We start from the raw sequence: 3,151 nt of genomic DNA, 5'->3' as shown, positions 1-3,151 counted from the left end.
TTGATATCAATAAACTAGAAAAACTTGCTATCTTGCTATCCATAAATAAAAAAAATAATTTATGACTATCTTCATAGGTCTTGAGTTGTATCAATACTTTTTAAATTTATCCATTACACTAATCTCTACTATTTTTATTCAAAAATATCGCACAAATAAAATATCTACATAGGAATATAGAATAAAATTTCTCAATAACTAATTACCAAATTAATAAAATAATCCTTAGATCCAATAAATAAAATTATAATAGAAGTAGTAAACTCAGGAAATTAATCATCAGTGAAAATATCATTAGTTGTTAGTGACTTATCAACCAGTGGTGTGGGAAGATGGGGAGGCGCAGTACGTCCTTTCTTATTATCTCAAGCACTAAAAAAACTACAAGTAGATGTAGAAATTGTGGGCTTTGTTAGTGGAGAAAAACAACAACTAACAACTAATCAGGAAAATACTATCATCGCCATAGATAGCCACAATTACTATCCCAAATTTTTATTATCAGCCAAACAACTTCTAGATAAAATAACAGGAGACATAATTTACGCCTACAAATTAAAACCTACCAGCCTAGGTTTATCTCTAATCAGAAAAATGCAAATCCATCGCCCAGTATTTTTAGATATTGACGATTGGGAGTTAAGCTGGCATGGAGGAGATAGTTGGAAATATCATCCCAGTCTTAAACAATTAGCTAGAGATATCTTGAAACCAGAAGGAGCATTGCGACAACCAGACCATCCCTTTTATTTAAAATGGATAGAAAGTTTTGTCTCCAAAGCAGACAGGGTAACTCTACACAATCAATTTCTCAAAAAACGCTTTGGTGGTACTTATTTACCAAATGGAAAAGACACAACTTTATTCGACCCAAGCAAGTACGATCCAGAGGTAAGTAGAACTCGTTATGGCTTGAGCGGTTATAAAATTTTAATGTTTCCAGGGGCACCACGACCTTATAAAGGCGTAGAAGATGTTTTAATAGCCCTAGAGAATATCAATCAGCCAGATTTAAGGTTGGTCATTGTCGGAGGTAGTCCTTATGATGATTATGACCGTCAACTAATGGAAAGATGGGGACATTGGATAATTAAAATGCCAAAATATCCACCTACAGTTATGCCAGAAATTGTAGCGGCTGCCCATATAATAGTAGTCCCCCAGAGAGATACTCCAGAAGCTCAAGCACAATTTCCATTAAAACTAACTGATGGAATGGCAATGGCCAAACCAATTATCGCCACAAAAGTAGGGGATATTCCAGAAATTGTAGGCAATACTGGCTATTTAGTCGATCCTAGTTCTCCCGAACAAATTGCAGCACAAATTGAATTAATATTTAACGACTTAGCTACAGCAAATACCAAAGGCATGAAAGCTAGAAAAAGATGTATTAAATATTATAGTATTGATGCTATGGCAGAAATTTTATCAGAGTTAATCAAAATTTAGTGAGCAGGTATTAAGAGTAGTAAAAATTGAGATATTGTAAGATACAAGGAAAATATAAATGTCTACAAAAGAATTTATTTTAAGATTTATTCGGCGTTATCCTTTCCACATAATAGGAAATATTGCATTAGGTTTTGCCGGAGGATTATTTAATGGAGTTAATACAGCCCTAATAGTACCTATACTACTGCAAATTTCTGGGCAAGAAATTGAACTGAAGGGTTCTCCACCTATAATTAATTTTTTATTATCTCCTTTTGAGGGAGTACCAGAAAAGTATCGTCTTGTGGTGATGCTTTTAGCAGTCATATTAACTATTGTTCTGAAAAATTTAACCATATATTTAAAGAGTTTGTTATCAGTAGCCTTTAGTCGTAGGCTCACAAATAGTATTAAATCGGAAATGTTCCAAACATTAATGGACAGCGACTTAGACTTCTTCACAAAAGTAAAAGTAGGAGATTTAACAAAACGTTTAGGCTCAGATACAGCTCAGTGTACTGCAACAGTTAATGCTTATATTAATTTAATAACTCAATTAATAACTGTTTTATTATTTGTAAGCATACTAATTTCTATCTCTTGGCAACTTACTTTGATTTCTACTCTATTGGTAACCTTAATAGCAGGTATTAATCAATTATTTATCCTTCGTTCAAAAAAATTTGGGTCTTTGTTGAACCGGGCACAAAAAACTTATGCAATCAAAGTAATTGAAGCTCTCAGTGGTATCCGGTTAATTAAATCAGTAAGTAGCGAAAATAGAGAATATAAACAGTTAAGAAAATTAATGCTGTCCTTGGAAAATATAGCGCTGAAAGAAAAAATGAATTCAGCGTTAATCGCACCAGTTAATGAAGTGACAAGCATAATTACAGTAATCTGTATTTTATTATTAGGTAAAAATTTATTTGCCGGTACAATGGAAAATGTTTCTGCTATCTTACTTACCTATCTTTTAGTTCTATTTCGGTTACTACCAATGATATCAGGAATTAATAGTACCCGTAATCAAATTGCCAAAGGGTCTGCTAGTTTTGATATGGCTGTAGACTTATGGAGAAGAGATAATAAACCAATAATGAAACCTGGTTCCATACCCTTTCAAAAAGTTAGGAGGAAAATTCATTTTAATAAAATTTCTTTCTCTTATCCAGGTAATAGTAATCTAGTTCTCAAAAATGTTGATGTATCTGTACCTCAAGGTAAAACTTTAGCATTAGTGGGAGGTTCAGGAGCAGGTAAGTCAACATTTGCTGACCTACTACCAAGATTTTATGACCCTACCTCTGGTTCCATTACTATAGATGGCATTGACTTGCGTGAGTTCGATATTACCAGTCTCAGAAAAAGAACTGGTATTGTTAGTCAAACGACTCATTTATTCAACGACACAGTCAGAAATAATATTTTTTATGCTTGTCCTGATGCCACAGAAGATGAAATTATTCAAGCTGCCAAACAAGCTAATGCTTATGATTTTATTATGGAATTGCCGAAGCAATGGGATACCGAAATAGGCGATCGGGGTGTTATGCTTTCTGGGGGTCAACGTCAACGCTTGGCTATTGCTAGAGCATTACTGCAAGATCCAGAAATATTAATCTTAGACGAGGCCACCAGTGCCCTTGATACTGTTTCTGAGCGTTTAGTGCAGGAGGCCATCGATCAATTAAGTCGAGACCGAACAGTTTTAGTT

2 protein-coding genes are annotated in these 3,151 nt (G+C 34.0%); both read left to right on the top strand.

Annotation, left to right across the window (positions count from 1 at the left end; genetic code table 11):
* Positions 1 to 282 precede the first annotated feature (282 nt).
* The gene (locus tag F6K13_RS25480) at positions 283 to 1,452 is read left to right on the top strand and encodes a glycosyltransferase family 4 protein (RefSeq protein ID WP_124155421.1); all 1,170 of its coding nucleotides are present in this window, start codon (positions 283 to 285) and stop codon (positions 1,450 to 1,452) included.
* A gap of 58 nt (positions 1,453 to 1,510) precedes the next feature.
* The coding region (locus F6K13_RS25475) for an ABC transporter ATP-binding protein (protein WP_287288776.1) at positions 1,511 to 3,151 on the top strand (1,641 nt) is incomplete at its 3' end.

Source organism: Okeania sp. SIO2B9, assembly GCF_010672505.1.
Classification (GTDB): Bacteria; Cyanobacteriota; Cyanobacteriia; order Cyanobacteriales; family Microcoleaceae; genus Okeania; species Okeania hirsuta.
Note: the sequence above shows the minus strand (reverse complement) of the source record. Positions and strands in the feature narration are given on the sequence as shown.